The following is a 24,275-nucleotide window of genomic DNA, read 5'->3' as shown; positions in this document are numbered from 1 at the left end:
ACTAAGCTTATAAAACTGGTAATTAGCGGCATCGTTTCGCTCGCATGATAGAACGGAGAATAAGCCAGCCATGTCTAAAGATAATTTTGCGCTATCTACAGGATATTTAAAGAAAGTCGTTCCTTTGCTGATGAAATATCAAGTGTCTGCGACACCCACAAACTACGCGTTGTGGTACACCTATGTGGCCGACGCTGACACCGATCTATCGAAAGAGATTAATGAGTCAATTCACGCGACGGGAACACTGAGCGAAGTACAATGTGACCAACTGTATCAATCTCATTTCGCCGATAAGAAAGTCAAAGAGGCCGACGACTTTCAACAAAGCTTGCAAGCGTTAGCGCTAGAAATGGGCAACACCATGCAAGACACCCTCAAAGACACAGACACATTCCAAAGTACGCTGGACAAAACCTTCTCTCAATTGGCACGTGTTGGCGAAGAAACATTGTCAATGGATGAAACGATTGCTGTTGTTCGCAGTGCGGTCAAAGGGTCGAACCAAATTCGTCAATCCACCAGCTTTTTCAAGAACCAACTTGCCGATGCGCAAAAAGAGATTGAACGACTGAAAGAAACGCTGGCACAAGCCAATGAAGAGGCGCTAAACGATGCGTTGACTGGGCTGTTCAATCGCCGAGCCTTTGACGCTGAACTGGATGCGCTTGCAAGTAAACCGCCACCAAAAGGGTTTTCATTGCTGATCTGCGATCTCGACCATTTTAAAAGTTTCAACGACACCTACGGGCACCTGATGGGCGATCAGGTATTGAAACTCACAGCCAAACGCTTATCCGATTACTGTCGCGAAGGCATCCAAGCTTTTCGCTATGGAGGAGAAGAGTTCGCTATTTTAGTGCCCAATCGTCAACTCAATGGTGCGTGTCGCGTCGCTGAAACCATCAGAGCCAGCATCGACAGACTCGTTATCAAAGATAAAAAAACCGGTAAGAAACTCGATAATATTTCCATGTCCATCGGTGTCGCGCAATTCGAAAATGGTGAAAAAATTAAAAGCTTAATTGGTCGCGCCGATGCGTTGTTATATGAAGCAAAAAGCTTAGGAAGAAACCGCGTCATGCCCATTGCGTAAAGGGCTCACCAAAGCGTGGCATAAAAATAATTAAGGTGGCGTGATGCCGCCTTAATTATTTTTCAATTGCTGCTTTTTTCATCAGTTATTTTTCGTTATACTCCGCGCGAAAATTACACTCCAGAGTGAACACGCAGTAAGGCTAGCAGCCAACGGAATCCCTGACGTCACTTTGTATTTGATACTCGTCATGGATGCGCAATGAATGAGAACCCCAATAAATGCGCCCTGCTACTATTCGTGTTACCCGTACTCCTGCACGTATGCGTTCAACCTCTTTCGCGCCTCGCTTCAAAGCCAAGCCTGAGGTCAACACTACTCCAGATCTGACGTTAGTCCGTCCAATCCCCATCAATAGCGAAGTTCCAACGGGTGAAGCGGCCTAATCGGACACCACATATTCATGCCAACGTGGTCTGCACAACATGAATCTGGTACTGTAAGACACATAAAAACTAAGGCTAATTGCTCACTTTTTTTGGAGTCTTCAATGAAATGTCATCGCGTAAACGAACTGATCGAATTGCTTCACCCTGAATGGCAAAAAGAGCCTGAGTTGAATCTGATTGAGATGATCGGCAGATTGGCACAAGAAGCTGGGTATGTGGGAAAACTGGAAGATCTGACCGATGACGTGCTGATCTATCATCTGAAAATGCGTAACAGCAACAAAGATGAAATGATCCCAGGCCTTGCTAAAGATTGCGAGAATGACTTCAAAACCGCCATCTTACGAGCGCGTGGCATCATTAGCTAAAAGCCAGTCAGAATACCGGACAGAAAAGCGAAGCCTTTGGGTTTCGCTTTTTTATTTCAAAACAATCAGCTGTTACACGCCACCCCCGCATTCTTGCCGATTAATTTCCCACCATACGCACAGAAATCCCTGCATCAGCTACGGTATAATTTGCGGTCTATCATTGAGATAAGCCTTAATCGAATGATGCACAGGCAACGTACCCGTGCAGATACGTCGGGGAAACCCGTTTGACCCAAGGAATGCAGGTGTCATGAGCAAGGATAAAATCGACGTTAAAGACGTCACCGCAAAAGAATTTAACCCCAAGACCCACAAAGGAAGCGGAGATCGCTTCAATCCAAGCAATCGCATTTATGTGCGAGAGGCAAAAGGGATCTACCAAAAACTACGCCAGAAGATGGGGTGGTTCTTCCTGTTGTTGTTTGTACTCACACCATGGATCCCCTACGGAGACCGGCAAGCCATTCTGATTGATATTGGCCACCAGCAATTTAATTTCTTTGGCACGACGCTTTGGCCGCAAGACCTGACACTGCTCGCGTCTGTACTGATGATAGCCGCCTTTGGCCTCTTCTTTATTACCACCTTTTTAGGCCGAGTATGGTGTGGCTATCTATGCCCTCAAACCGTGTGGACTTTTATCTACATTTGGTTTGAAGAAAAACTGGAAGGCTCGGCCAACAAACGCCGCAAGCAAGATTCATTGCCTCCCACCAAAGCGCTGATAGCAAGAAAAGCGATCAAACACATCTGCTGGTTTGCAGTGGCGCTACTCACAGGCCTCACGTTTGTGGGTTACTTCGTGCCCGTCAAAACGTTGTTTATTGAATTTTTCACCTTCAGCAGTACTTTCTGGGTAACCTTCTGGGTGCTGTTTTTCAGTGTGTGTACCTACGGCAATGCAGGCTGGATGCGCTCCATCATGTGTATTCACATGTGCCCGTACGCTCGCTTTCAATCCGCCATGTTCGACAAAGACACTTTCATCGTTGGCTATGACTCCAGCCGTGGAGAGCAACGCGGCCCACGCCCTCGTAAAAAAGATCCCAAAGAGCTAGGGCTGGGTGATTGCATCGATTGTAACCTTTGTGTGCAAGTCTGCCCGACGGGTATCGATATCCGCGATGGTTTGCAATATGAGTGCATTAACTGTGGCGCATGTATCGATGCTTGTGATGAAACCATGGAAAAGATGAATTACGCAAAAGGCCTTATCAGCTACACCACAGAGCATAAGTTAGAGGGTCATGACATCGATATTGCACGCCCTAAACTTATTGGTTATGGCGTGGTCATGATTGCCATGTGTGCTCTGTTTTTCTATTTGTTGGCAGAAGTGCAGCCGATGCGTCTTGACGTTATTCGAGACCGCACAGAACTGTTTAGAACCAACAGTGATGGCTTGATTGAGAATACCTACACATTGAAAATCCTCAACAAGACTCAGCAACCTGAAACCTACTCATTGTCAGTGACAGGTATTGATGGCATCGAATGGTATGGCAAACAAAAAGTCACGCTGAAAGCGGGGGAAGTGTTTACGCTACCCGTCAGTCTTGCGATTGACCCTTACGAACTCAGCACGCCCGTGGCTAACATTACCTTTGTGCTTGAGCGACAATCCGGTGATGACCAAAAGTCAGTAGAAACAGAAAGTCGATTTATCAGCAAACTCTGATATTTCCATCCATCAAAGGGCGCTAAATAGCGCCCTTTTTTGCTGCCACACATTTTTTACCACAATCGTCATCCGCCACAGATTCTCTGATACCATCACATATCATCACCTAACCCAAGTGATCCTATGAGCGACGCGCAATTTAACTACCAACAACTGACCCCAGATATGCTGCTTAATGCGCTAGAATCGGTCGGTATTCGCCCCGAATCCGGTTTGCTGGCACTCAACAGCTATGAAAACCGCGTCTATCAATTTCAAGATGAACACCGTCGCCGCTTAGTGACCAAGATTTATCGCCCACAACGTTGGAGCGATGAACAGATCCTCGAAGAACACCAATTTGCACTCGATCTACAAAATGCGGACATTCCCGTTGCTGTGCCAATGAACCTGGGTGGCACGACCTTGTTTAACTATGAAGGCTATCGATTTGCGGTGTTCCCCAGTGTTGGTGGACGTTCTTTTGAAGTCGATAACTGGGATCAACTAGAAATGGTCGGTCGCTTCCTTGGCCGCATTCACCAAGTTGGCACCAGCAACCCATTCGTGCACCGCCCGACTCTGGGCCTTGAAGAGTACGTTTTCCAGCCGCGCCGCGAATTGGAAAACAGCAGCTTCATTCCCATGCACCTAGAAAACAGCTTTTTTTCTGATCTAGACAGACTGATCGGCGTATTGGAGTCTCAGTGGGAAAATAACTGGCCATCCATTCGTCTTCACGGCGACTGTCACCCGAGTAATATTTTGTGGCGAGATGGTCCAATGTTCGTTGATCTCGACGATGCGCGAAACGGCCCGGCGGTTCAAGATATCTGGATGCTACTTAACGGCGACCGCAATGATCGCATTGCACAGCTTGATACCATTGCTGAGGCCTATTCAGAATTTCATGATTTTCCGCACCAACAATTGCAACTTATTGAACCTTTACGCGGTCTTAGAATGGTGCATTACATGGCTTGGCTGGCAAAACGTTGGCAAGATCCTGCTTTTCCTCGTGCATTTCCTTGGTTTGGTGAGGCAAAATACTGGGAAAATCAGGTCCTCGCCTTTAAAGAACAATTGGCAGCGCTTGAGGAGCCAGTGCTGTCACTGACGCCTCATTGGTAGGACGACTAATAATTATACTCAGGGAGAAAGAACGTTATGTTGAAGAAACTATTAGCCTTTGCGGCAGTCACAATGTTGGCCTTTTCGGCACACGCAGCACGCTTTAATGCGGGTGAAGATTATCAGGTACTGAATTTACCAAAGACTGAGTCACCAACCGTGACCGAATTCTTTTCTTTCTACTGCCCGCATTGCTTCAAAAGCCAAGGTTTGATGGAAGAACTGAAAAAGCAGATCCCTGAGAATGTTGCCTTCAACAAAAACCATGTTTCATTTATGGGTGGCAATATGGGCAAATCGCTAAGCAAAGCGCAAGCAACAGCGATCATGCTCGGTGTGGAAGACAAAATGATGCCGGTGATTTTTAACCGTATACACCTTTTGCAAAAACCACCACGTAATGACGAAGAATTGCGCCAAATGTTCATCGATGAAGGCGTCGATGCCGAGCAATATGATGGTACCTTCAACAGCTTTGCAGCGAACGCGATGGCAAACCGTTTTGATAAAGGGTTCCAAGCATCAGGCTTGCGTGGCGTGCCCGCGGTTATCGTGAACGGTAAATATCACGTGACGCCAAAAACCGTGAAATCGACCGAGGATTACTTTGAGTTGGTCAACTTCCTACTCACGCAGTAAAACAGACAACATCAAAAAAGGGCCGATTGGCCCTTTTTTCGTTTTGGATGTCGTGTTGAACAACCCAGCTTAAGCCGCATTTGATTCTTGGTGTTCACGCGTATCAATTTGCGCATGATGTTCATCATTGTAAATCCCATCTAACACGTCATCTTTTTCCAGCCAGCGCTGATGCAGCCATTGTTGGAATTCGTGCTTGAAGGCTTTGTCGTTAAAGTAGTCACCCCTAATCTTGGCATCAACAGGCAAACTATCTATACGCACGACGACTCTCTTCATCTTTCCGGACAGTAAATCTTTGAACGGCAATTCACGGTTTTCTGGATAGGCCACCGTTACATTGATAATGGCATCAAATTGATCGCCCATTGCACTAAGGGTATAGGCAATCCCGCCAGTCTTTGGCGACAGAAGGTGTTTGAAAGGAGATTGGCTGAGGCGCTGCTTCCGTTCGGTGAAACGGGTACCTTCAACGAAGTTCACCACGGTGGTCGGCGTTTGGCGAAAGCGCTCACAGGATTTACGTGTTGAGGCCAAATCGCTGCCACGTTTTTGTGGGTTTTTGAGCAAATACTGACGTGAATATCGTTTCATGAACGGCATATCTACCGCCCAGCAGGCCATGCCAAGAAAAGGGACATACAACAATTGCTGCTTAAGAAAGAACTTCGCCATGGGGATACGGTTACGAAATACCGAAAAAACAACGATGATGTCAGTCCAACTTAAGTGGTTACAAATCAGCAAATACCAATCATCTTTACTCAGTGATTCACCACCTTGAATGTCCCACTCCACCCCGGATGTCAGGTTCAACATTTTATGATTTAGGGTTGCCCATACCCACATAATGTTATTGCTAAAACGAGTGAGCACATGTTGCAGCACAGGAACGGGCAAAGCCATTTTGATTAACGCTAATACGCAAAGAAGCAAAGAACTCACTGCGGTATTGACGCTGAAAAAAAGCATGTTGAGGAGCAAAAGCAAAGTGATGATTCCAATACGGTAGACTGAATTTTTTATTGAGGCGTAATCATACGCCGCAGCCATAAAAAACACCATTCAGTTACCCAGAGGCCCATCAACTTCTGGTGGGCTAACTCGCCAAAGAGGTCAACTGCTTGAGTAAACGATCCATAGAGCGGTAGCCCAGCGCCTCGGCGAGATGCCCACGCTGAATATGCGGCTCACCAGACAGATCAGCAATGGTGCGCGCCACTTTGATAATGCGATGGTAAGCACGAATAGACAAACCTAGTCGATGCAGTGCGGTTTCAAGAAAATCCGCATCCGCTTTTGATAGCGGGCAATAGGTTTCAATCTCGCGGCTTGATAGCAAACAGTTTGCTTTTCCTGCCCGAGAGAGCATCACCCCTCGCGCTTTTTCGATTCGCGCTTTCACCACGCTGGTGGGCTCGCCGCGATCGCCGCCTTCCGTCAGAGTGCCACGAGGAAGGGCTGGGATTTCGATGGATAGATCAAAGCGATCCAGAAAAGGACCCGACAAGCGATTAAGATACCGCAATGTGGCTTGTGGATTCGACCGCGCTAGTTGGCCTTCGTAATGCCCTGTAGGGCTTGGGTTTAACGCTCCTATCAACTGAAAGCGGGAAGGAAAGCGGGTTTTACTGTTCGCGCGTGAAATCATTACTTCGCCAGATTCCAACGGCTCTCTTAATGAATCTAAGACTTTGCGCTCAAACTCGGGCATCTCATCAAGAAATAGAATACCGTTGTGCGCTAAGGATATCTCACCCGGCTTAGGTACTGTACCGCCGCCAACCAGCGCTGCCATGGAGCTAGAGTGGTGAGGAGCGCGAAACGGACGTTGACGCCAATTGCCTTCGTGTAATGGACGCTCAGTCAGTGAGGTGATGGCGGCTGTTTCCAATGCTTCTGTATCGCTCATGGGTGGCAATAAATCGGCCATTCGCGATGCCAGCATGGTTTTTCCTGTCCCTGGCGGTCCGAGAAAAAGCAATTAAGGATACAATAGACCCATAGTACTTTAGGCATTAGATGTAGATGGAAAAAGCATACAGTTACATTCGTTTCAGTACCAAGGGGCAGATTGAAGGGCGCAGCCTACAGCGGCAATCAGAGACCGCTAATAGATACGCAGAAGAACATGGTCTAGCGCTTCAACCACTGTCATTCCAAGACCTAGGCGTTAGCGGCTTTAAAGGTAGAAACAGTGAACAGGGTGCATTGTCCCATTTCATTGATGCGGTCAAAGAGGGAGCAATATCGGAGGGCAGTTGGCTACTGCTAGAAAGTTTCGACCGCATGAGTCGTCAACCCGTTGAGAAATCAATGCGCCTACTAATGGAACTCGTAGACCTAGGCATTAACGTTGTTACTCTCATGGATAATCAGGTCTACAAGAAAGGTCAACTGGATATGACTAAGCTGATTATCTCACTTGTCATCATGAGTAGAGCGCATGAGGAATCAGCATCAAAGAGCAAGCGTCTCGCTGACGCATGGCATGCTAAACAAGCGATAGCCCACGAGAAGCCTTTAGGTGCTCATTTACCAGCATGGCTTGAATATAACGAAGACAAGACCGCAATCACCGTGAACGTTATGAAAGCAGCCATCGTGAAATACATGTTTATGTTATCGGCAGATGGCTATGGTCGAGTTGCTTTAATCAGACGTTTAAACACTGAGGGAATCAAGCCAATAGGCAGTAGAGCTAAACAATGGCATATCTCGTACGTCACAAAGCTACTAAACGGTACTTCTGTTCTAGGTGAGTATATTCCTCACATTACGAACAAGCTCGGTGAGCGAGTTCCTACAGGCAATATATTGAAGGACTACTATCCACAAATCATTGATAAAGACCTCTGGCATAGAGCACAAGCAGCAACACAAGCGAGACGAAAAGGCGGCACAGGGGCAATCCGTAACGGTAAGACCAAGAATATATTCTCTGGCTTTGTTAGTTGTGAGTGTGGGTCTACAGTCCAATTCGTAAACAAAGGGACATCAGATAAAGGCGGTTATTATCTTGTATGTGGCACTGCCAGACATGGCGCAGGGTGTAAATATGTAGGTCACCGCTACTACTCGGTTCAATGGGTTGTACTTATCGCATTGCAAAAACTACTAACCACCTTTGCAAACAAGCCAAACGACAACGCAAAGGAAATGCAGTTAGAGGGTGAGCTAGTAGGACTCGAAAAGAAAGTATCAAACCTTATTAGTGACTTAGAAGAGAATGGGTCTAGCACTTACATCAGTACAGCCATTAGGAAAGCCGAGCAGCGTGTAGAAGCTATCAAGCAGGAGCTAATCGACCTCCAAAGCCTCAAAGTGATTGAAGATGATTACGTAGATTTAGAGGAAGTGACAGCTAAAATCAATGAAGATTCTGAGCGTTTGAGATTGCATCAGTACCTCAAGAGACACATTGAAACCGTCGTGTTGCACCGATGCAAAGAGCGGATAGATATCAAAGTCAAAAACGGCGATAACATTCACCTGAGATACACACCATCAGATGATACATGGGAGAGTGATTCTGGTGTCAGATTCAAAGTGACTTTTGATACTCGCTGGGGCTAGTTTCGAGGGCTGCCTCTCTAAAAAGTTTGGTAGCCTTATTTTTTAATAATCTATTGTGGTATCCATTTGTGACTATCATCCTTTCAAACTGATGCCATGCTTATTACTCGACCTGAAGTAGTGTGTTTTTTATTGTTAGCTATACCTTCGATTTCGCATGCAGACTGGAAAGAAGCTGATTATGTAAATCGCTACTGTATGGGGAAAGTCGAATACGTATTACCTGACCGAACTCGTATTGACTGTTTGACTGAGACACACGCAATAGAGTTTGATTTCGGAAGGAAATGGGCTGAAGCACTAGGGCAGTCTGTTTATTACAGCGCACAGACAGGGAAAAGAGCTGGCATTGTTCTAATACTCGATACTAGGACTGAAGTCAGGTATCTCAATCGCTTAAGACTAGCTGTAGAGCATGCTGGTATTGACGTTGATATTAGTATTGCCCCCCTCCAAGAGACCATTAAAACAGGAAACAGCGGTGTTGTTACCCCCTTGAATGGGGGGGAGTAGGTAGGCCTCTAGATAAACATCTCGATTGCATCGTCTGGTGACTTATACACAAAACGTATTTTATTTTCTCGCTACTTTTTAGTGACTAGCGTCTAATAATCATCCTGACAACATCAATGACTAATAGGTCTCACAGAGAAGGACTCTCAGCCTCTTATCGCTACACTGTTGTGTACACCTTTGAGTTCTCCCACTGTACACATGTGTACACCCTGAGCAAACAGTGAACCCATGAGGTTCTTGTAGGACACCCACAGGTTCACAAACGTTACAGCTTAGAATTCATCATCTTCAATTATATCTACCTTAGTGCGATCCCAGTCTTCAGGGACTTCATCAGCCTCAACTGAACCAGCTTGCTCTAGCCACTTACTTCGCTTAGAAACAGAAATACCAAGACCGCTACCAATAACAGCCTTTCTCAAGCCCTCCCTAAAGAAATCCTCATCGTAATCTTTAAGTAGCCTGTTAATTCGCTCCTCAACGCTGTTAATTTGGTGTTTTTGCCATTCCTCGTTATCCATATCCCTTGGTGTGAAATCCTTGCCAGTAACAGCATCTGACAGCCTTCTCACTTTAGGAAAACCATGGGTATCCCAAATGCTTCTAGGGAGGTAGTAGTTTGATTCAAGACCGAATTGAAGATGCTCTATGAAATCTGTCAGCTTTGAGAAGTCAGCTACTACTTTCCCTTTGATAGCCTTGTTACAAGCTTTAAGTGCTCGTGATACATGGTTTGCTTGACCACGACTACAGCCTAGCTCTTTTACAATTTCAGAAACAGATAACTCAAACCTGTTAGCCACTACCAAGGCGCGAAACTTTGATTGTCCCTGTTCTTCAGGTGTAACACCTACACCATGGTCTTGATTCATTTGTTGTGCGGCTTCAAAAGCCTCTTGATACGTCCTATTGCGGATAATGCGAGAGCGAATCATTAGGTCAGATTCAGGTTCTTCTTTGAAGTAAGCGAGGCAAGCACCTGTTCGATGGAAACCATCAACAACATACTTTTTATCATCTACCTCAAATACAGTAATTGGCTGTTTTATTCCTACGCCATTACGAAGGCCTTCTAGGATTGCTTCATCCTGAGCTGCTTGCTTAATCTCTTGGGCTGCTCTCAGTCTCTTATCCCTAATGAGCGTTGTGTCCCTAGCTTGCATTGCTGGGTCAAGGGTTAACGCTCTAGGGTCTAAATAGCTAAAATAGCTGTCTTCAATGTACTGTTTCATTCATTACCTATTCAGCAGCAAGAGCACGCTGCACCGTTGAGAGGGACACTCCCACTTCAGAGGCAATCTTCCTTAATGACACTCCGTCTGCTCTAAGTTGTTTGATTTGCTGGTGGTTGTTCTGATTTGTTGGTCGTCCTTTGTATTTACCAGCGGCTTTAGCTTTCACAATGCCTTCCTGTCGTCTCTCTTGAATCATGGACAACTCAAACTGAGCAACTGCTCCAAGCATATTCAGCATTAGCTCAGACATTGGGTCTGACCCACCAGCATTAAACGAAAGGCTCTCTTTGTGAAACCTGACGTTCACACCTTGATTGTTCCAGCCGCTAACCAACTCTTTCAGATCAACAAGATTACGAGCTAAACGGTCAATGCTATGAACATGAACACAATCGCCTTCTCTAATGTATGTTTTGAGGTCTTCTAGGGCTGGTCTTGTAACAGTTCCACCACTGCATTTATCAATGAACGTCTTATCAAAAGACAGTCCCGTATCTGCTAGCTGGCGGTCTGTGTTCTGTTCCGCTGTAGAAACACGTAGGTAGGCAATGTGAGCCATTATGTGTACCCGTAAAGGTCTAAGATGCTGCAAATAATAATGTGGTCATAATTATAAAGCAAGTCTTACGGGTACGGCATTGGTGGTTTTTGGGTGTGCTCGTTTGGGTATACCTAACCAGCACAAGTACATCGATCTAGATTCGCTATTAACAGAAGTGGAAAAATAATCTTATCCACAGAAGTCTAAAAAAAGTCGACCATATCACAACAAACACAGGGAAAATGGAAATTTCTGTGCATAACTATCAGTTATACTACACATACACACAGAAATACCCACAAAGTGACTTGTAGTGTGTTTACGAGAGCTGAAGTGTTTAGTAATATATTTGAGACAAAAAGAACAAGGACTAACCATGAAAGCCGCACCTGAGACTTATTTTTTATTCATTGATGATAGTGGGTCTCCCTGTCCAGATAGGATTGAACCGCAAAGAAGAGATGGCCTTGATGCATTTGCGTTGGGTGGTTTCTTGATTCAGGAGAAGGAGGTGGAGCGTGTAAAAGAACTCCACAAAGCACTGATGGTTAGCCAAGGGTTTGAATGTCCTGAAGGAACTTTTAAGCATCATTTACATTCAACAAAAATCAGATGCAAGAAAAAGCACTTTGATGTGCTTAAAGACCAAAACAGGGAAGCAGCATTTATTGATGCTCTAAACTCATTCATTTGTGAATTACCAATCATTGCACATGCCTGTGTAGTTGATCGACAGGCTTATCGTCTTCGCTATGATGGTGTATATCAAGATAAATGGGGTCTATGTCGAAGTGCCTATCAAATATTAATTGAGAGAGCAGTTAAATTTGTTCGTTCCGTTGGAGGGCGAAAGCTAATTGTTTATGTTGAAAAAACAGGGCCAAAAGAAGATAGGAAGATTCAGAACTATCACGATAACTTGCTAACTCAAGGAATGGAGTTTGATGTAGGTAGGAGTTCGACATACTCACCAATAGGAGGTGATGAGATAAGTGCCATTGTAAGCAAAAAAGTAAAATTTCAAACTAAAGATAGTAGGCTCATGCAGATAGCCGATCTCGTTCTCTATCCCTTAATTAAGGCAGGGTACAATCCAGAATATCCCCCATATAAGCTGTTAATGCAGAACAAGAAGGTCGTAGATTGTGTTGTCGAAGACATATCGTCCATGGGAGTTAAGTACTATTGCTTCCCCCCAGAAAGACAAAAAGCCACATAAAGTGGCTTAAGTCCCGCCGTACCTGACGACGCGTGACCCTAATTGGTCTGATTTAACTTTAAGTTAACTATGCTCGAAAATCAATACATTATTGACTCATAATTGACAATGTAGCCAAAAAACCTGACATCACTTTCGATAAATCAAAGACTTAAAGCTATGGGCATATTAACTCTTCCAGCTAGTTAATAGCGCTTAGGCTAGTCTCAACCTCTATTTTCCCAATGACTACCAACATAGTAGAGGCTAATTTTTTATTTATAGGTCTATTAGTACCTATAGGTAAGAAGGTTGTGGGAACCTGCCGCTGAGATCTCCAGTGCGCGCTTTCCTTGTTGCTGACCAATAATGTCCTGCAAACAGCGATGATTATCCTGGGGCACAACTTCCATATCATCAGGCTCTTTGAGCATCAAGCGGCCTTGCCCGCTAAGATGACGACACACGGTGTTTAGATCGGGCGCAGATAAATGGATATCACGCCCCACCAAAGCAACCTGCCCACCGTTATCATCCGGTACAACTAAGCTTCTTCCCATTTCCCGACAAACAACCGCGGCAGGTAAAGTGCCTTTTACCGCACGCAGTTGCCCTGAAAGCGCCAATTCACCCACAAATTCGTGCTTAGAGAGCGTTGTCATAGGTATCTGCCCAGAAGCTGCCAAAACCCCTAGCGCGATGGGTAAGTCGAATCGCCCACCGTCTTTGGGTAAATCTGCTGGCGCAAGGTTCACCGTGATACGCCTCGCGGGAAATTCAAAACCTGAATTAACAATGGCGCTACGAACACGGTCGCGGGCTTCTTTCACCGTGGTTTCAGCCAAACCAACGAGGTTAAAGGCTGGTAAACCGTTACTAATATGCACTTCAACAGTGACTTGTGGTGCGCCGACACCCACACAGGCTCGGCTTTGAATAATGGCAAGATTCATAATGCTCAATATTTATCTATTTAACTATCAATTGGTTATGTGCATAAAGAGATAGTATTACTGCATTACGATGCGAGAAATGAAAAAACTGGTCAGTTTTTACTTGTCATGCGACGGACGTCTGTGATACCACTAGGAGCAGACAACATGTATGCAAACAAACGTTGACATAGTCATACATCACCGACACAAATGACGGTAAAAAACACAAAATGAATCAACTCAATCGCGCCCTAGTCATTATTATTTCAATTATCGTGGTGGTACTACCGCGAGGGGCTGCGACGGCGAGAAAATAACACACAAACATCGCAACCAGCCCCCGCATCGAAAGGTTCGGGGGCTTTTTTAACATTGGAAGTCTGGTTGTAATAACGCGTAAGGAAATAGCGGCATGAAACCATATCAAAAAGCAGCGCAAGCCTGCATCTCCCAAACTCAGCGTCAGAGGGGATTGCTATGACAGGTGCACAGTTAGTCGTAAGCGCTTTGCGTCAGCAAGGTGTCACCACCCTCTTCGGCTATCCGGGTGGAGCAATCATGCCCGTCTACGATGCCCTTTATGACGGCGGTCTTGATCACGTGCTTTGTCGTCATGAACAAGGTGCCGCCATGGCTGCGATCGGTTATGCCCGTTCAACTGGAGGTGTGGGGGTGTGTCTTGCGACATCCGGCCCTGGCGCCACGAACCTGATCACTGGCCTTGCCGATGCCATGATGGACTCCGTGCCGATTGTTGCTATCACAGGTCAGGTTGCTAGCCCTCTTATCGGTACCGACGCCTTCCAAGAAGTTGATGTTCTCGGTTTGTCACTTGCTTGCACCAAACACAGTTTTCTGGTTACCGACCCCAATGATCTTGCGAAAACGTTGGCGGAAGCCTTTGTTGTTGCTAAAGAAGGTCGTCCAGGTCCCGTGCTGGTGGATATCGCTAAAGATGTGCAACTCGGCCAAATTGACAATATGTCGACGGCACAAATCAAGAAGCCATTCGCACCCGACGTCTCTGCCGTGTCTTTGCAAGAAGCCAATGCGCTGATAGCAGCCAGCAAACAGCCTATCGTGTATGTCGGCGGTGGCGTACAACTGGCGCATGCTACGGACACCTTGCGCCAATTTCTTAATCACAGCCAAATCCCAGCCACTTGCACCTTGAAGGGGCTGGGATCGGTTCATCGAGATTACCCGTACTACTTAGGTATGCTCGGTATGCATGGCACCAAAGCTGCCAACCTTGCGGTTCAGCAATCAGATTTACTGATTGTTATCGGTGCGCGTTTTGACGACCGAGTGACAGGCAAGCTCGATACCTTCGCGCCAAATGCAACCGTGGTGCATATTGATATCGATGCGGCAGAGTTTAATAAACTGCGCCGTGCTAACGTCGCCCTTCGCGGTGAACTCAACACGGTGTTACCGCAGCTTGGCGAACCCGCAGACATATCAGAATGGCAAACGACAATTAGCACGATGATGACCGACTTCGGTTGGCGTTATGATCATCCAGGTGAGGCGATTTATGCACCACTGCTGCTCAATCAACTGTCTGACATGATGCCGGACTCAACCGTGGTTGCCACGGATGTTGGCCAACACCAAATGTGGGTAGCGCAGCACGTTCAGCCACGACGTCCGGAGAACTTACTCACCTCAGCTGGGCTAGGCACGATGGGGTTTGGTTTACCTGCGGCGATGGGCGCCAAAATGGCACGTCCAGACGATGAGGTTGTGTTAGTTTCGGGAGATGGTTCGTTTATGATGAACGTTCAGGAGCTTGGCACGCTAAAACGGCGTAATATACCCGTCAAAATGGTCCTGCTGGATAACCAGCGTTTGGGGATGGTTCGTCAGTGGCAAGAGCTGTTTTTCGACAAACGCTTTAGTGAGACCAATCTGTCTGACAACCCGGATTTTGTCAGGCTCGCAAGCGCCTTTAACATCCCAGGCAAAACCATTACCAGAAAAGACGAAGTCATCCCTGCACTGCAGACGATGCTAGCAAGTGACACAGCCTATCTGTTACATGTTGCTATCTCAGAGGAAGAGAACGTATGGCCGCTGGTTCCGCCTGGCGCCGCCAACCAGGATATGTTGGAGAGAACATGAGTCAATCTCACACCCTGCTTATCGGCGCAGATGACAAGCCCGAATTGCTTGAACGCTTATTGCGCATTGTGCGTCACCGAGGTTTTCGCCTCACCAGTTTGGACATGCATCATACCGACGACTGCAATGTGGTTGAAATTACCTTGCAAGTCACGAGCGATCGCCCTATCGCCAATCTTCAAAGCCAATTAGACAAGTTATGGGATGTCTCGCACGTACGTCTGCTCCCACAATAACAACAGTAATGCGTTATCTAAAAGGATTAAAATAATGGCAAACACAGCGGATTATATTTGGTCAAACGGTGAGCTCATTCCTTGGCAAGATGCCAAGGTTCACGTTCTGACCCACGCCATGCATTATGGCACCTCCGTATTTGAAGGCATTCGTTGCTACGATACGCCGAATGGTCCCATCGTATTCCGCCACCGCGAGCACATGCAGCGTCTTAAAGACAGCGCAAAAATATACCGCTTTCCTATCCCATATAGTGTTGATGAGCTGATGGAAGCGTGTCGCGAAACGCTTCGTGCCAACAAACTCAACTCCGCGTATATCCGCCCGTTAGGTTTTATCGGCAACGTGGGTTTAGGTGTGTGTCCGCCGCCAGAAACTGAAATGGATATCATCATTGCCGCGTTTAGCTGGGGTTCGTACCTTGGTGAAGAAGCGCTGGCTAACGGTGTCGATGCCATGATTTCAAGTTGGAACCGTGCTGCGCCAAACACCATTCCAACCGCGGCTAAAGCTGGTGGTAACTACCTCTCTAGCCTATTGGTCGGCGGCGAAGCTCGCCGTCATGGTTACGCAGAGGGCATTGCATTAAGTGTCGATGGTTACCTGTCTGAAGGTGCAGGTGAAAACCTGTTTGTGATCAGAAATGGTGTGATTTCAACACCGCCCGCCACCAGCGCTATATTGCCAGGCATTACTCGTGATTCGATCATGATTTTGGCCCGAGAAATGGGCTATGACGTCCGCGAAGAGAACATTGCCCGTGAAGCTCTCTATCTTGCCGATGAAGTATTCATGACAGGCACCGCCGCAGAAATTGTACCAGTACGCAGCGTTGATCAGATCACTGTCGGTGAAGGTGCACGCGGCCCAATCACTGAACAAGTACAATCCGCATTCTTTGGTCTGTTTAATGGCCAAACAGAAGATAAGTGGGGGTGGCTCGATCCCGTCACCCCACAAACCAAATAAGTAGTTTAAGAGGACAAGGAAATGCCTAAGTATCGTTCAGCCACCACTACCCACGGCCGTAACATGGCCGGAGCACGCGCCCTTTGGCGTGCAACTGGCGTAAAAGATGAAGATTTCGGTAAACCTATCATTGCTGTGGTGAACTCATTCACCCAATTCGTACCGGGTCACGTTCACTTAAAAGACATGGGCCAACTGGTTGCACGCGAGATTGAAGAAGCAGGCGGCATCGCTAAAGAATTCAATACTATCGCCGTTGATGATGGTATCGCGATGGGCCACGGCGGCATGCTGTACAGCTTACCATCACGTGAGTTGATTGCCGATTCAGTCGAATACATGGTGAATGCGCACTGCGCGGATGCCATGGTCTGTATCTCTAACTGTGACAAAATCACCCCAGGAATGCTGATGGCAGCGATGCGCATCAATATCCCTGTGATCTTTGTTTCAGGCGGCCCAATGGAAGCGGGTAAAACCAAGCTATCAGATCAGATCTTAAAGCTGGATCTGGTTGATGCGATGATCCAAGGCGCTGATCCGAAAGTGTCTGATGAGCAAAGCGAGCAGATCGAACGATCAGCCTGCCCAACTTGTGGTTCTTGCTCAGGCATGTTCACTGCTAACTCCATGAACTGTTTGACTGAAGCGTTAGGTCTTAGTCAGCCAGGCAATGGTTCAATGTTGGCAACACACGCTGACCGTGAGCAATTGTTCCTTAAGGCTGGCCAACGCATTGTTGAACTAACCAAGCGTTACTACGAACAAGATGACGAATCAGCCTTGCCACGCACGATTGCTAGCCGAGCAGCATTTGAAAACGCAACGGCGCTTGATATCGCCATGGGCGGCTCAAGTAACACAGTGCTTCACCTGATAGCAGCCGCTCAAGAGGGTGAAATAGATTTTGACTTGGACGACATCGATCGCATGTCTCGCCTTGTTCCACATCTTTGCAAAGTGGCGCCTTCAACGCCGAAATACCACATGGAAGATGTTCACCGTGCAGGTGGTGTAATCGCTATCCTTGGCGAATTGGCGCGGGCGAATTTGCTCCACACTGATGTGCCAACCGTACTTGGTCAAACCATGGCTGACACCATTGCACAGTACGACATCATGGTTACCGAAGATGAAGACGTAAAAGCGTTCTTCCGTGCCGGTCCGGCTGGTATTCGCACCACCAAAGCCTTCTCACAAAGCTGTCGCTGGGACACGCTTGACGATGACCGTGAAAATGGTTGTATTCGTACCCGTGAAAATGCATTCAGCCAAGAAGGTGGTTTAGCAGTACTGAGCGGCAATCTTGCACAGGATGGCTGTATTGTTAAAACCGCGGGTGTTGATGAAGAAAACCTTGTTTTCCGTGGCCCAGCACATGTGTTTGAAGCACAAGAAGATGCAGTGAACGGCATATTATCTGGCGCAGTGAAAGCAGGCGAAGTGGTAGTGATCCGCTACGAAGGCCCGAAAGGCGGCCCAGGTATGCAGGAAATGCTGTATCCAACCACTTACCTTAAATCGATGGGGCTAGGAAAAGCGTGTGCATTGGTCACTGACGGTCGCTTCTCTGGTGGCACCAGTGGTCTGTCTATCGGTCACGTATCCCCAGAAGCCGCAAGCGGTGGTGTTATTGGTTTGGTCCAGCAAGGCGATATCGTTGCTATCGACATCCCTAACCGTTCCATCGTTCTCGAAGTCGATGATGCGGAACTTGCCACGCGCCGCACTGACGCAGATGCTCGCGGGTGGAAGCCCGTGTCACGTGAGCGCGTCGTGTCCCTTGCCCTAAAAGCGTATGCCAGCTTGGCAACCAGCGCCGACAAAGGCGCTGTACGAGACAAAAGCAAGCTGGAGGATTAATCATGACGCAGGCCCGCCAATCCCATGTACCCGTTCCACTGAGTAATGCTGAGTATCTTCGCGATATTTTGCGTGCGCCCATTTATGAAGTGGCTATCGTTAGCCCACTTCAGAACATGCCACGCATTTCAAAGCGTCTGGATAATCACATCCAGTTAAAGCGCGAAGACCGTCAACCGGTACATTCGTTTAAATTGCGCGGTGCCTACAACATGATGGCGCAGCTGTCTGATGCACAGAAAAAAGCTGGGGTGATTGCTGCCTCTGCCGGTAATCATGCACAAGGCGTAGCCATGTCAGGCCACAAACTAGGGATCAACGCCACCATCGTCATGCCACGCACCACCCCCGACATCAAAGTCGCTGGCGTTCGTAGTTTTGGCGGTAACGTTGTGCTGCACGGAAATAACTTTGATGAAGCCAAAATAAAAGCCATAGAGCTTGCCAATGAGCACGGCTACACCTTTGTTGCGCCGTTTGACCACCCCGCCATCATTGCAGGGCAAGGTACCATCGGTTTGGAGTTACTTCAGCAAAACGGGCATCTTGATTATATTTTCTTGCCTGTCGGCGGGGGCGGTATCGCAGCAGGTGTGGCGGTGATCGTTAAGCAGCTCATGCCACATATCAAAGTCATCGGCGTAGAAGCAGAAGACTCTGCCTGCCTGAAAGCCGCGATGGATGCGGGTGAGCCAGTGACACTCGACAATGTTGGCACGTTTGCCGATGGCGTCGCAGTGAAACGCATTGGTGATGAAACGTTCCGAGTCTGTCAGCAACATCTCGATGATGTCATCACGGTGTCTAGCGATGAAATCTGCGCAGCAATGAAAGACATTTTCGAAGATACCCGTGCCATCTCTGAGCCTTCAGGGGCATTGTCTTTGGCTGGGCTTAAGCGCTATACCGAGCAGCATCAGCTGAAAGGAAAAAACATGGCGTCTATCTTGTCTGGCGCCAACTTGAATTTCCACACATTACGTTATGTGTCCGAACGTGCCGAGCTAGGTGAGAAGCGTGAAGGCTTGCTGGCGGTGACGATTCCTGAACGCACAGGCGCTTTCCTCGATTTTTGTAAAATCTTGGGGGGTCGTGCAGTGACTGAATTTAATTACCGCTATAGCGACGATGCATTGGCAAATATCTTTGTCGGTGTGCGCTTAACGAATGGTCAGGAAGAACTCGATAGCATCATCTCCGACCTACAAAAAGGTGGCTATCCCGTGCAGGATTTGTCTGACGATGAAATGGCGAAAGTGCATATTCGCTATATGATTGGCGGACGCCCAACCAAGGTGATGAATGAACGCTTGTATAGCTTTGAGTTCCCAGAATATCCGGGCGCCCTGCTACGTTTTTTGAATACGCTGGGTACGCATTGGAATATCAGCATTTTTAATTATCGCAACCATGGTGCTGACTATGGACGCGTATTATGTGGATTCGAGCTAGAAGATAAAGACTTGCTTTCATTTACTGCGCATCTCAAAGAATTGGGTTATGCCTGGAAGGACGAGACAGAAAGCCCCTCTTACCGTTTCTTCTTGTCTAAGGATAGCTAATTAAGCCAAAGGAACAATGAGGTTCACAAACAAGAAAAAGCCCAGCATTCGCTGGGCTTTTAGTTTCTTATTTCTTTATTCATCGTTATCCGATGACTTCATGATCACCATGTACTCTGCCAGTAACAAAGCCTGATCCATCACGAGGTTACGCGCCGAAAGAGGGAGCTGATTGAATAACAAAAGTAAATTATTCAGATCATCTCTATGCGTAAACGCGATATCACTTCGCGTACTTTCGCCGTATAGAAACCAATTTAACGGACGGCCTGTTACGTCAGCAATCGTAGCAAGTGAAGAGACCTTAGGTTCAGTCTTGCCTGACTCAATATCTAAATAAGTCTGCCGCGCCACATCAAGATGCTGCGCCATTTCCACTTGCGTGATCTCTCGATACTCTCGCGCTTCTCTGATGCGCAGTGCAACGTGAGATTTGACAATCAACATCGCAATCTTGCCCCACAACTCTTTGTCACAGCATCAGGTGATTTACACCTGTATCTGTCACACTCTCTACTGCTAGATCCTGCATTATGCACAGCGCAGTCGCGTTCACATGTAAAGCATCGTTGAATTGTGAAACTGGGCCGCCGTTGCCTAAGCCAGATGACAAGGCTTTCGTGCAATACCTATTTTGGCAGGCAAGGCTTGGCAAAGCCTACCAAGTAAGTAAGTGCTTAACCTCTTTGCGCAGATTTGGAGTAATTAACCAAGAATGAAGCCATGTTAACGCTCTGATTGAGAATGGCGGTTCTTGCTTCGTGGGGCAGTTTTGAGAAGTGCTCCAGAAGGCGATTAACGTCCTGCTTATACTGCACGTCGTGCAATTCAACATCCGCATCACCATAAACGAACCATACTAAAGGACGTTCAGTGATTTCGGCTATCTCAGACAACATGCGAACACGCGGTTCGGTTTTACCCGTCTCAATGTCTAAATAGGTTTGGCGTGCTACATCAAGCAATTTCGCCATTTTCACCTGGGTAATCCCTTTCCACTCACGGGCTTCTTTAATGCGTTTTGCTACTTGTGATTTCGAATCGATCATCATTCACTCCCTACGACTTACAGCTCTGGTTGTTTTTTTGCTGCTTTATCGACAATATGCACAATACGCGCCAACTATTCAGACATTGATAATTAGAATAAAAATCAATTAGTTGAGTTTGGAGTGCATATATGTGCTTATCTTTCTAGGCGAGGTGTCTTGTTATAGATGCGAAATGATTTGCAAAATGCAAATATCGTGACCGATTTCCAAGTTGCAAATAGCAACGAATGTATTTCTTGTCTTATATTGGAGACAAAGAAGGAGCTTGCGCTCCTTTTGAGGTTTTTGTTGTTTAGTATTTCTTCAGCGCTTACTCAACGGTCACCGCTTTTGCCAGGTTACGAGGCTGATCAACGTCCGTACCTTTGATCAATGCAACGTGATACGACAGCAACTGCATAGGAACCGTATAGAAAATAGGCGCACATACCTCATCAACATGCGGCATAGGAATGATTGTCATGCCATCACTTTCCTGAAATCCCGCAGATTCATCAGCAAACACATACAATTGACCGCCACGGGCTCGCACCTCTTCAATGTTAGATTTGAGCTTTTCTAACAGTTCATTGTTTGGTGCTATCACAATAACGGGCATATCTGCATCAATCAGTGCCAAAGGTCCGTGCTTGAGTTCACCGGCTGCATAGGCCTCCGCATGAATATAGGAAATCTCTTTTAACTTCAAAGAGGCTTCCATCGCAATAGGATAAAACTCGCCACGGCCTAAAAACAGTGCGTGGTGTTTATCAGCAAAATCTTCCGCAAGCGCTTCAATTTGTTTGTCAAAGGTCAGTGCCTGTTCGATTTGAGCCGGAAGTCGGTGTAGCGATTTAACAATCTCTGCTTCTTTTTCTGCGCTAACCGTGCCTTTCTCCTTGCCGAGCGCGGTTACCATCATCAGTAGCGCTGTGAGCTGCGTAGTAAAGGCTTTTGTCGAAGCGACACCAATTTCTGTTCCCGCGCGAGTCATGATGGCAATGTCAGATTCTCGCACCAATGAAGAACCCGCCACATTACACACTGTCATCGCGGCCATGAACCCACGTTCTTTCGCCAATCGAAGCGCAGCCAAGGTGTCTGCTGTCTCCCCGGATTGAGAAAGGGTGATTAATACGCTATTTGGACGCGTGACGAAGTTGCGATAGCGAAACTCTGAGGCAATCTCAACATCACAGCTAACACCTGCAATGGATTCAAACCAATAGCGCGCCACCATTCCAGCATTGTAAGACGTACCACATGCAATGATTTGGATATGCTCAGCTTTTTGTAAGATCTCTTTCGCGCCATGACCCAAGCTTTCCACCAGCACCGAATTTGCATCAATGCGCCCTTCTAAGGTGTTGATAATAGCCGAGGGCTGCTCAAAGGTTTCTTTTTGCATGTAGTGTCGATACTTCCCTTTATCGGCAGCATCATGCTCTGCGGTTGATTCGTGAATGGTACGTTCAACCGCATTGCCTTCAACATCAAAAATATCAACAGCACGACGAGTGATTTCAGCGATATCGCCTTCTTCTAAAAATAGAAAACGACGAGTGACATTCAAAAGTGCCAACTGATCAGAGGCCAAAAAGTTTTCACCGATACCCAGCCCAATCACCAATGGGCTACCAGAGCGCGCAGCGATAAGGCGCTCTGGATCACGTCTATCCATCACGACAGTGCCATAGGCACCATGCAATTGCGCGACCGTGCGTTGAAACGCATCCAATAGCGAACCGCCTTGCTCCAATTCCCAATGAACAAGGTGAGCGATCACTTCGGTATCTGTTTGTGAGGTAAACACGTAACCACGTTGAGTTAAGATCTCTCGAAGAGGTTCATGGTTTTCGATAATGCCATTGTGAACAACAGCAATATTTTCACCTGACATGTGCGGGTGGGCGTTTTCTTCACTTGGCTCACCATGTGTCGCCCAGCGTGTATGGGCAATACCAGTACCACCCAAAACAGGCTGCGCATCAAGCGCATCAGCCAATATTTGAACTTTACCCAAACGGCGCAGACGATTAAGTTGATGCTCTGCATCAACGACAGCCAAGCCGGCCGAGTCATAGCCGCGATATTCCAAACGGCGTAAACCTTCAACCAGTATTTCCGCCACATCCCTTTGCGCTACCGCGCCCACAATTCCACACATAACTTTCCCCGTCTAATTAGGGGCGCAGATCACCTCTGTGCCCGTCTTTTCAATGGCTTGTTTGGTGGTGGTATCTATATTGTTGTCAGTGATAACAGTCGTAATGACATCCCAAGGGAGTTCTAGGTTTGGTATCTTTCGCCCTATTTTATCGGACTCAATCAACACCACCACCTCTCGAGACACCTCTGACATGACGCGGCTCAAACCAACTATTTCATTGAAAGTCGTTGTACCGCGATTGACGTCTATCCCATCAGCACCAATAAACAACTGGTCAAAATCATAAGCGCGCAATGCCTGCTCTGCGACTTGCCCTTGAAACGCTTCAGAGTGCGGGTCCCACGTGCCACCTGTCATTAACAGTGTCGGCTCGTTTTCCAGCTCTTTGATGGCTTGGGCAACGTTCAGTGAATTAGTCATCACTACGAGCCCACGTTTTTGATTTAACAAAGGGATCAGCGCTGCGGTTGTCGAACCACTGTCCACCACTATACGATTATGGTCGCGAATTCGACTTGCCGCCATTTTTGCTATCGCTAACTTTTGATCTGAAACTTTTACAGCATTTTCCGAAACCATTTCATGAGGAATAGGGACTGCACCACCATATCGACGAAGCAAAATTCCATTTTTCTCAAGCTCAGCAAGGTCTTTGCGTATCGTGACCTCTGATGTTTCAAACAAAGATGAAAGCTCGTCTACACTCACTTTTCCTTGTTCGCTCAGCATGGCAACAATCGCATGGCGACGTTGTTGAGTATTACGTTTCGACATGTAACCACCAAACTTTCGTTTCGAAAGATAATATGACTTTTGAAATAAAGATCAAGAATGAAATGCGAGACATATCACCAAGGGTATGATCAGTCGCACAAAAAAGAATTATACAAAGAGTTAACGCGTCATAGGGAGGAATTAAAGCGAGATAATGGGAAAGTATAGATATAAAAAAAGAGCAGGCTTAATTAAAGGCCTGCTCTTTTTATATGGTGCGGAAGGAGAGACTTGAACTCTCACACCTTGCGGCGCCAG

20 protein-coding genes and 2 pseudogenes are annotated in these 24,275 nt (G+C 46.9%); 13 read left to right on the top strand and 9 right to left on the bottom strand.

The window, feature by feature from the left end; translation table 11 throughout:
- Positions 1-70: 70 nt before the first annotated feature.
- The 6 genes from A1OO_RS06875 to A1OO_RS06855 all read left to right on the top strand — a co-directional run bounded on the left by A1OO_RS06875 (position 71) and on the right by A1OO_RS06855 (position 5,286).
- Complete coding sequence (locus A1OO_RS06875; RefSeq protein ID WP_017005309.1) at positions 71-1,096, top strand: GGDEF domain-containing protein; 1,026 nt, start codon at positions 71-73, stop codon at positions 1,094-1,096.
- A 221-nt stretch (positions 1,097-1,317) separates the two neighbouring features.
- On the top strand, positions 1,318-1,482 hold the full coding sequence (locus A1OO_RS23555; RefSeq protein ID WP_017005308.1) for a hypothetical protein: 165 nt from the start codon (positions 1,318-1,320) through the stop codon (positions 1,480-1,482).
- A gap of 104 nt (positions 1,483-1,586) precedes the next feature.
- Positions 1,587-1,853 carry a YihD family protein gene (locus A1OO_RS06870; RefSeq protein WP_016960933.1) on the top strand — a complete coding sequence of 89 codons (267 nt, stop codon included), beginning with the start codon at positions 1,587-1,589 and terminating at the stop codon, positions 1,851-1,853.
- 253 nt (positions 1,854-2,106) lie between these two features.
- Complete coding sequence (gene ccoG, locus A1OO_RS06865) at positions 2,107-3,534, top strand: cytochrome c oxidase accessory protein CcoG (RefSeq protein WP_017005307.1); 1,428 nt, start codon at positions 2,107-2,109, stop codon at positions 3,532-3,534.
- A 126-nt stretch (positions 3,535-3,660) separates the two neighbouring features.
- A complete protein-coding gene (locus A1OO_RS06860) occupies positions 3,661-4,647 on the top strand; it encodes a serine/threonine protein kinase (RefSeq protein ID WP_017005306.1) in 987 nt (328 codons plus the stop codon).
- Positions 4,648-4,683: 36 nt separating this feature from the next.
- Positions 4,684-5,286, top strand: coding sequence for a thiol:disulfide interchange protein DsbA/DsbL (locus tag A1OO_RS06855; protein ID WP_016960930.1), 603 nt, complete (start codon positions 4,684-4,686; stop codon positions 5,284-5,286).
- Between the two features lie 69 nt (positions 5,287-5,355).
- Here the strand turns inward: A1OO_RS06855 and A1OO_RS06850 are convergent, their stop codons facing one another.
- A complete protein-coding gene (locus A1OO_RS06850; protein WP_017005305.1) occupies positions 5,356-6,339 on the bottom strand; it encodes an acyltransferase in 984 nt (327 codons plus the stop codon).
- A gap of 46 nt (positions 6,340-6,385) precedes the next feature.
- A pseudogene (locus A1OO_RS06845) lies at positions 6,386-7,270 on the bottom strand (YifB family Mg chelatase-like AAA ATPase); the annotation flags it as partial.
- Positions 7,271-7,314: 44 nt separating this feature from the next.
- Between A1OO_RS06845 and A1OO_RS06840 the strand changes: the two are divergent.
- Positions 7,315-8,862, top strand: coding sequence for a recombinase family protein (locus A1OO_RS06840; RefSeq protein WP_017005303.1), 1,548 nt, complete (start codon positions 7,315-7,317; stop codon positions 8,860-8,862).
- A gap of 788 nt (positions 8,863-9,650) precedes the next feature.
- Here the strand turns inward: A1OO_RS06840 and A1OO_RS06830 are convergent.
- A complete protein-coding gene (locus A1OO_RS06830) occupies positions 9,651-10,610 on the bottom strand; it encodes a ParB N-terminal domain-containing protein (protein ID WP_017005301.1) in 960 nt (319 codons plus the stop codon).
- Between the two features lie 7 nt (positions 10,611-10,617).
- Complete coding sequence (locus tag A1OO_RS06825; protein ID WP_017005300.1) at positions 10,618-11,172, bottom strand: recombinase family protein; 555 nt, start codon at positions 11,170-11,172, stop codon at positions 10,618-10,620.
- Positions 11,173-11,530: 358 nt separating this feature from the next.
- Here A1OO_RS06825 and A1OO_RS06820 point away from each other — a divergent pair, with 358 nt between their 5' ends.
- Positions 11,531-12,373, top strand: coding sequence for a DUF3800 domain-containing protein (locus tag A1OO_RS06820; RefSeq protein WP_017005299.1), 843 nt, complete (start codon positions 11,531-11,533; stop codon positions 12,371-12,373).
- Between the two features lie 284 nt (positions 12,374-12,657).
- Here the strand turns inward: A1OO_RS06820 and A1OO_RS06815 are convergent.
- Positions 12,658-13,305, bottom strand: a pseudogene (locus A1OO_RS06815) (magnesium chelatase domain-containing protein); the annotation flags it as partial.
- 459 nt (positions 13,306-13,764) lie between these two features.
- On the opposite strand from A1OO_RS06815, the gene ilvG reads away from it, so the two are divergent.
- The 5 genes from ilvG to ilvA are packed head-to-tail and all read left to right on the top strand — an operon-like array spanning position 13,765 to position 20,042.
- On the top strand, positions 13,765-15,411 hold the full coding sequence (gene ilvG, locus A1OO_RS06810; protein ID WP_017005297.1) for an acetolactate synthase 2 catalytic subunit: 1,647 nt from the start codon (positions 13,765-13,767) through the stop codon (positions 15,409-15,411).
- Positions 15,408-15,647: an acetolactate synthase 2 small subunit gene (gene ilvM, locus A1OO_RS06805; protein WP_017005296.1), complete on the top strand. Its 240-nt coding sequence runs from the start codon at positions 15,408-15,410 to the stop codon at positions 15,645-15,647. Before ilvG ends, ilvM begins: the two co-directional genes overlap by 4 nt.
- A 34-nt stretch (positions 15,648-15,681) precedes the next feature.
- On the top strand, positions 15,682-16,617 hold the full coding sequence (locus tag A1OO_RS06800) for a branched-chain amino acid transaminase (RefSeq protein WP_016960925.1): 936 nt from the start codon (positions 15,682-15,684) through the stop codon (positions 16,615-16,617).
- A 21-nt stretch (positions 16,618-16,638) separates the two neighbouring features.
- Positions 16,639-18,480, top strand: coding sequence for a dihydroxy-acid dehydratase (gene ilvD, locus A1OO_RS06795; RefSeq protein ID WP_017005295.1), 1,842 nt, complete (start codon positions 16,639-16,641; stop codon positions 18,478-18,480).
- 2 nt (positions 18,481-18,482) lie between these two features.
- Positions 18,483-20,042, top strand: a complete 1,560-nt coding sequence (gene ilvA, locus A1OO_RS06790) for a threonine ammonia-lyase, biosynthetic (protein ID WP_017005294.1) — start codon at positions 18,483-18,485, stop codon at positions 20,040-20,042.
- A gap of 75 nt (positions 20,043-20,117) precedes the next feature.
- Here the strand turns inward: ilvA and A1OO_RS06785 are convergent, their stop codons facing one another.
- The 4 genes from A1OO_RS06785 to A1OO_RS06770 form a co-directional block, all read right to left on the bottom strand.
- On the bottom strand, positions 20,118-20,489 hold the full coding sequence (locus A1OO_RS06785; RefSeq protein ID WP_016960922.1) for a helix-turn-helix domain-containing protein: 372 nt from the start codon (positions 20,487-20,489) through the stop codon (positions 20,118-20,120).
- Positions 20,490-20,719: 230 nt separating this feature from the next.
- Entirely contained in the window at positions 20,720-21,091 is a 372-nt protein-coding gene (locus tag A1OO_RS06780; protein WP_016960921.1) for a helix-turn-helix transcriptional regulator, read from the bottom strand.
- Between the two features lie 313 nt (positions 21,092-21,404).
- A complete protein-coding gene (glmS, locus tag A1OO_RS06775; RefSeq protein ID WP_016960920.1) occupies positions 21,405-23,240 on the bottom strand; it encodes a glutamine--fructose-6-phosphate transaminase (isomerizing) in 1,836 nt (611 codons plus the stop codon).
- A gap of 12 nt (positions 23,241-23,252) precedes the next feature.
- Positions 23,253-24,017, bottom strand: a complete 765-nt coding sequence (locus A1OO_RS06770) for a DeoR/GlpR family DNA-binding transcription regulator (protein WP_016960919.1) — start codon at positions 24,015-24,017, stop codon at positions 23,253-23,255.
- Positions 24,018-24,275: the final 258 nt, after the last annotated feature.

This window comes from Enterovibrio norvegicus FF-33, from assembly GCF_000286835.2.
GTDB classification, from domain to species: Bacteria; Pseudomonadota; Gammaproteobacteria; order Enterobacterales; family Vibrionaceae; genus Enterovibrio; species Enterovibrio norvegicus_A.
This window is presented reverse-complemented; position numbering and strand designations above follow the sequence as displayed.